Annotated in this window: 5 protein-coding genes; all 5 read right to left on the bottom strand. The window is 62.3% G+C overall.

The window, feature by feature from the left end; translation table 11 throughout:
* Positions 1-136: 136 nt before the first annotated feature.
* The gene (locus EN879_RS21400) at positions 137-874 is read right to left on the bottom strand and encodes an SDR family oxidoreductase (protein WP_063170725.1); all 738 of its coding nucleotides are present in this window, start codon (positions 872-874) and stop codon (positions 137-139) included.
* A 313-nt stretch (positions 875-1,187) separates the two neighbouring features.
* Positions 1,188-1,826, bottom strand: a complete 639-nt coding sequence (locus tag EN879_RS21395) for a glutathione S-transferase N-terminal domain-containing protein (RefSeq protein ID WP_063170726.1) — start codon at positions 1,824-1,826, stop codon at positions 1,188-1,190.
* A 256-nt stretch (positions 1,827-2,082) separates the two neighbouring features.
* Entirely contained in the window at positions 2,083-2,808 is a 726-nt protein-coding gene (locus tag EN879_RS21390) for a hypothetical protein (protein WP_063170727.1), read from the bottom strand.
* A 31-nt stretch (positions 2,809-2,839) separates the two neighbouring features.
* Positions 2,840-4,027 carry a hypothetical protein gene (locus EN879_RS21385; protein WP_127274230.1) on the bottom strand — a complete coding sequence of 396 codons (1,188 nt, stop codon included), beginning with the start codon at positions 4,025-4,027 and terminating at the stop codon, positions 2,840-2,842.
* Between the two features lie 376 nt (positions 4,028-4,403).
* Positions 4,404-5,943 (bottom strand): VirD2 family relaxase/mobilization nuclease (locus tag EN879_RS21380; protein WP_127274229.1); only part of this gene is annotated, 1,540 nt, incomplete at its 5' end.

Raw genomic sequence — 5,943 nt, 5'->3', positions numbered from 1 at the left:
AGTGATAAGAACGGTGCGTTGGGTCATGAGGATTCTTTGTATGGGGACTGAGGTGGCCCCGGGCAGATCTGCGGTAACCGAGGCGGCTGGCGGACAATGGCAACTGGGCGAGCCGAAGCTCGCCCAGCTAAAGTTGTCAGATCTGCGAGACGCCGCCGTCCACTTCGAGTTCGATGCCGTGGATGTATTCGCTGTCGCTGGATGCCAGGAACACCGCAGCCTTGCCGAGATCGGCAGGGGTGCCGAGACGACCGAGCGGAATGGTCGTCGCGACGTGGTCTTCGGCCCCAGCCGGCAACAAGGTCTTCAGACCAGGCGTCAGGGTATGACCGGGGCTCAGCACGTTGATGCGGAAGCCCAGTTCCTTGGTGTCGTGGATCCAACCCCGGATCAAGCTGCGGATCGCCGCCTTGGTCGAGGAGTAGACGGACATCGCCGGGATGCCGATTTGGCTGGCGATCGAGCCGGTCAGGATCACCGAGGCGCCCTTGGGCAGCAGGGGCAGCGCCTTCTGCAGGGTGAACAGCAAGCCCTTCACGTTCGTGTTGTAGTGCCTGTCGAAGTGCTCTTCGGTGATCTCGCCGAATTTCGCGAATTCGTAGAAGCCCGCGTTCAGGGCGAGGACGTCGATCCGGCCATCGGTCGCCTTGACCTGGGCGAACAGCTTGTCGACGTCGGCCATATTCGCAGCGTCTCCTTGAACGCCGACCGCGCCGTGGCCGATTTCGGCCAGGGCCTTGTCCAGCTCGCTCTGGCGGCGGCCGGTGATATAGACCTTGGCGCCTTCGGCGGCGAAGGCCTTGGCGACGCCCAGACCGATACCGGCGCTAGCGCCGGTGACGACAGCGATCTTGCCGTCGAGTTTCTTGCTCATTTGTGACGTCCTTAAATTATTCCCGGACAACGGCGGCCGGGGCTCCGCAATGCTCGGCGCCGGGGTGACGCGAGCGGATGAGAGATATGGGACTGGGCGAAACCCAGTAGTGCTCGTGTTTGACTAAGCCTTATTCCTCCCAGGAATGAAGAAGGCCGAGGTCATCGCTATGGCCACCCCTTTCGGAATGGGTCGGAACGGACTTGCCGGCGACAAGAGCGCTGTGCGCGCATGCAATGGCCAATGCCCGAGGCCGGTTGCGCCTCCGTTGCGAACAGTCTCGGTAAAGCAGCGGTTGGCCTGGTGGCGTGGCCTACGCTGGCGGGACGAGGGCGGTCACCCGTTCAAGAGCGCGTTGGACTGCCGGGCGCGCCGAAATCCCTTCGTACCAACGAGCAATATTCGGCGTCGCCTCGAAGTCGATGCCGGCGAAGTCGCGTCGCCACAGCCAGCCGAAGTGAACGATATCGGCGATCGAGAAGTCCGGACCGGCCGCGAACTTGCGATGCGCCAGCACCCCGTCCAGGACCGCCAAGACCCGCTCCGCCTCCTTTTGGAAACGATCGATCGCGAGGGGAAGGTTCTCCGAAGCCTGACGCTTGAAAAACCCGACCTGACCAAGGGCGGGCCCGATCCCGGTCAGGTGGAAGAACATCTGCTCGAACACGCGGGCGCGAGCGGCCCCGCTCCTGGGCAATAGCTCGCCGGTCTTTTCAGCCAGGTAGATGAGGATCGCGCCCGACTCGGTCAGGGTTAGCGTTTCGCCGTCCGGGCCTTCGGGGTCAACCAGGACCGGGACCTTGCCGTTGGGGTTGATCGCCAGGTAGCCTGGCTGCTTCTGGTCGCCCTTGCGGACGTTTACGGCGTTTAGCTTGTAGTCCAGGCCAAGCTCTTCCAGGGCGATCGGAATCCGGAGGCTGTTTGGGGTCGCGAAGGCATATACTTGCAACATGAGGGTCCCGTTCAAAATTGGACGTGTTGTCCCCGTCGAAACGCCTGGCCACGAGCCGAGGCCCGCAATCTGACCTGTCGAGCAGACGCTCGACAGACGGAGTACGGTCATTTGCACTCGTTCGATCGATGCCCGGTAGACAGCATGCAGACATATCCATCATTCCGGCGGGGAATGAATGCCAATCAGGAGTGCCGACGTTGGGAGACTTTTGAGGGAGCCGGCATCGACTTCCTGCCTACTTACTGCCGGTCTATTAGCCGAAGCGGTGCGGCGTGAAGTTGATTGTCCCGGTCCGGGGGCGCCCGGCCACGCCCACGTCATGGTCCAGAGCCTCGCCTAACCTGTTGCCGCAAACGTCTTCGAAACGGTCTGACACGACGAGACTTTGCTCCCCCGCGCTCCAGGGGTGGCCCGGGATAAGCTGCATTGCTGTTCCATCGGATGAGAGGGACAGCCGCGTCGCGACGACCGCTCCGCAAGACGTCAAGACTCTGATCTCATCCTCGCAAAGGGCAGCGTCCATAACGCGTCCGAAGTGTACGGCGACGGGATCGAGGCTCCCCACATTTGGGGAGACGATCCGCCAGGCCGCCTCGTCGATCGCCTCCAGGACGGGACCGCTTACACGGAAGGTGTGACGCACCGTTTGCCCGAGGGCCGTGACGACAAGGCTGTACGTGCGCCCGACGACAAGCGCCGGCTCGTGAGACGGATCTACGCCAAGACCGCGCTTGATCCTTCCTGGCTCCATCAGCACCGTCAGGCGGCACCCATCAATGGACCAGAGCTCCTGTGAGAGGACGAGGAAGGGGTCAGGCACAACCTGCTCCTCGTCGTTCAGGAGCCAGAGTTGGTCACGATCGAAGTGCGCCTCTCCTGGCCTCGGAAAATGTATATAGAAACGCAGCATGTTGGCGGGAAGGACCTTGGCTTGAGGAGAGATGCGCATCGGCATGTCTGGCGAAGTTTGGATCCGCATCTCTGGCGCCTTCAAAAGTCACGCCCGCCGTTCACGCCGACGGCTTCGGTGGGAACTGGGCGCCCGGGAAATCGAACTCCACCCAGATCTTGTCTAACCGTCCGGGAAGCGGGCTGGTCATCAGGGTCTCGAGCGTCAGATCGCCGGTATCTGCGTAGCGGGTCAGGGAGACGAAGAAGCGGTCGCTGAACAGGTCGGCCCGCAACGACGACCCGACGAACAGCACCTGCTTGCCGACCGGCCCGGCCGGCATGGTAGGGTGTTGGTCCAGCATCTTGTCTTGGGTCGGCCGGTTCTCGGGCGTGTAGCCTTCAGCGGAGCGGATACCCGAGAGCGGAACGATCATGGGGCCGCGACTGAGATTGGTGATGAACAGCTTGTCCTCGTCCCCATCCCGGAAGGCGACCATGCTGATGGGCTGGCCGTTGCCCATGTCGCCGATCGTCTTGCCTCTCACCTTTGCGCCGTGCTTCAAGTCTGAGACCGGAATGGTGACGAGCGGACTGCATGCGTAGGCGGCGACGAGCGTGTCCTCGCCATTGATGGTGGCGAACTGCATGGTCCGGATCGGCGCCCGCGTCTCGTAGTGGCCGTGAGCGAGGTGGTAGATTTCCACTTGGGTCTCGCTGGCGGCGCCAGTGAACGGATAGGGGATACGCCGCAGCGTGGAGGAGAACTCCTGGTTCGAGACGCCGGCGACGAACACATCGCCATTGTGAAACTTCAGATCCACGATCGTCATGGATCGGAGCGGCGTGCGCGCCTTCTCGTCGAAGACCGCGGCCGGCGGATAGGGGAAAGAACCGGCCCGCGACTTAAAGGTCTTGTCCTCGTCGGGAACGTCGGTCAGCCTGTGTACTGTCCTCTTCGACGATGAGAGATCGAAGGGGCGGACCTCACCGGAAAGCGAGACGCTCACGACCGCGGGCTCCAGGCGATCGCCGTTGCGCACTCCGACAGACAGGTATGGCTCCCGCGTGACGGGATGGATGGCCATCCCGTTCATCACCAAGCTCTTCACCGTCACGCCCAGCGCCTCGGCGATCTTCTCGTCAATCGACTCGAAGAGGAAGGGATCCAGCGAGGCTGGGGCCTGGCCCCGTTCCGTCTTGAAGGCGAAGACGGCTCCGAGCTTGTTGTCGCCAAAGAAGAGGACTCCGTCAGGGCTGAAAGCCAGAGCCCCCGCCGCTCGCGGGGTGATTTGGACATTTGTGTTCACTATGGTCTCCATCGCTCAACTGATCATCCGCTCCCGGCGTCCGCAGAGGCGTTTTGCCTGTAAGAACAGTGAGCCTTCAGCGAGATAGGCTGTAGCGACGCTGTGCGACTAGCTGTTATTCCGAGGCGGAATGGAAGACGGCGACAGCCGCGCGCACAAAGCGCGTTCCGTCTCGCCGGCACCGCTTGCGTCAGGACGCGACCTCCGCTTTACCCTAGCGAACTCGATCGAACTCACCCGCGGGCGCAGCAGCCATTCTTTGGTGCACTAAATGAGCGGCTGCTTTTGGGCGCGGCGATCATCACTTCGACCGGCATGCCGTTTGACCAGATCTGGAGTTCCGCTGCAGGACACGGATGCACGATATCGTCTGGATTCACAATCCAAGTGCTCGCTTCTTTCCAAAGGTCCAATCCACTCCGCCCCCTGCACCGATGAGGCCGGAAACATGCTTTCCCAGCTGCCGCTCGACAGACGGCGACCAAGGCACAAGCCCGAAGCCGAGCCCGTCATCAATCATCGCGAAGCGGCCGGAGACGAGCGAAAACCTCTGTCGATAGATGCCAGCTACTTCGTCGCCTTCAGAAGCTTTCGCGAACGGCAGTCCGGTCTCGGCCGCGAGCCGAGCGCTAAGTGCGTTCACCTCGCGATCGCGTAGCGTGTCGATCAGGTTATGAGCGAAGATGACGCGCTGACCTTCGTGTCGTGCGAGGCCCTCCTTGACAAGATGATCGGTGCGAACCTGAAGCGCCTGTTTCACTTCCTGGCCGAAGCCGCCCTCCCCGATTTCGGCGGGTTTGCTCGCGACAAGCTGACGGTCGAGCCAAGTCGCGCCGCCGGCACTGATCTGCTCCTCGATGGAGAAGTCTGAACGGATGGCGAGCGCGACACGACCGCGGCCCTTTGCATCCTCGTAGCGGCGCAGTTCAACGATCGAGCCCGGCGCGGAATCTCCGGTTGCGTCGAGATCTTGAAACCGGATGTGATGGACGCGTCCGTCGACACCATCGACGACTGCATATGCCGAGCCCCGCAGCTCGTTGTCGAGCCCCCGCTCCAACAGCCGACCGATGACAGGATTGGCTGTCTGCTCAGTTGCAAGGACATAGTCGGCCGCGCGTCTCTCGGCGCCACGGCCGGATAGGCTGCGATGCATGCGCTTGATGATGTCGCCACGCTCGCCGAGCGCATGCAACGTCGTCTCAGCCTCCTCCGCAATGGTCCACTGGCCAGGACGGATCTCGCTGGCGAGGCCAAGCCCTTCCAACTTGCGCAGCCGCCCGATCTTAAGCGTGAGGAACTCGTCGGGCTCGTGGCTGCGGAGCGGCGCGAGATCGATGATACCAAGGCGATCGGCATCGCGAACAAGCTGGCGATCGAGCTGTGTCCACCGCTCGGTGTCGATCTGCCGTTCGACTGTTCGGCGGATGTCATTGTCGGTCCGAGGCCCCAGCGTCTGGGTGAGAATGTCGCTTGCTCGGTCGCGCATGCCCTGGCGGATGTAGTCGCGTGAGATGACGAGGTTCTCGCCATCATCGGCCACGCCGCGCACCAGAATGTGGACGTGAGGGTGTTCGGTGTTCCAGTGATCGATCCCGATCCAGTCGAGGTTGGTGCCGAGGTCGCGCTCCATATCGACCATGAGGCCGCGAGCAAAACTCTTGAGGTCACCCAACTCTTGGGCATCATCAGGAGAGACGATGAAACGGAAATGGTGCCGATCATCCTTGCAGCGTTCTGAGAAGGCATCATGATCAGCCCCGTCCTCGTCCGGCCCGAACATTTTTGCTTTTTCGCCATCGCGGGCCACACCCTCGCGACCAAGATATTTGAGATGGGCGGCCAGCGGCGTCGATCCCCTGAACTGCCGGACAACGCGTGCCTTTACGACGGCGCCGCGTGAGCGGCCGTTAATG

The sequence above is a fragment of the Mesorhizobium sp. M7A.F.Ca.AU.002.02.1.1 genome, assembly GCF_003998535.1.
Taxonomy (GTDB): Bacteria; Pseudomonadota; Alphaproteobacteria; order Rhizobiales; family Rhizobiaceae; genus Mesorhizobium; species Mesorhizobium ciceri.
The sequence above is the reverse complement of the archived record's forward strand: the minus strand, read 5'-3'. Positions and strand labels throughout refer to the sequence as shown.

Bases quoted from the DNA above. Each gene is read 5' to 3' on its own strand.
- EN879_RS21400 (WP_063170725.1), bottom strand. From the start codon at position 874: ATGAGCAAGAAACTCGACGGCAAGATCGCTGTCGTCACCGGCGCTAGC.
- EN879_RS21395 (WP_063170726.1), bottom strand. From the start codon at position 1,826: ATGTTGCAAGTATATGCCTTCGCGACCCCAAACAGCCTCCGGATTCCG.
- EN879_RS21390 (WP_063170727.1), bottom strand. From the start codon at position 2,808: ATGCGGATCCAAACTTCGCCAGACATGCCGATGCGCATCTCTCCTCAA.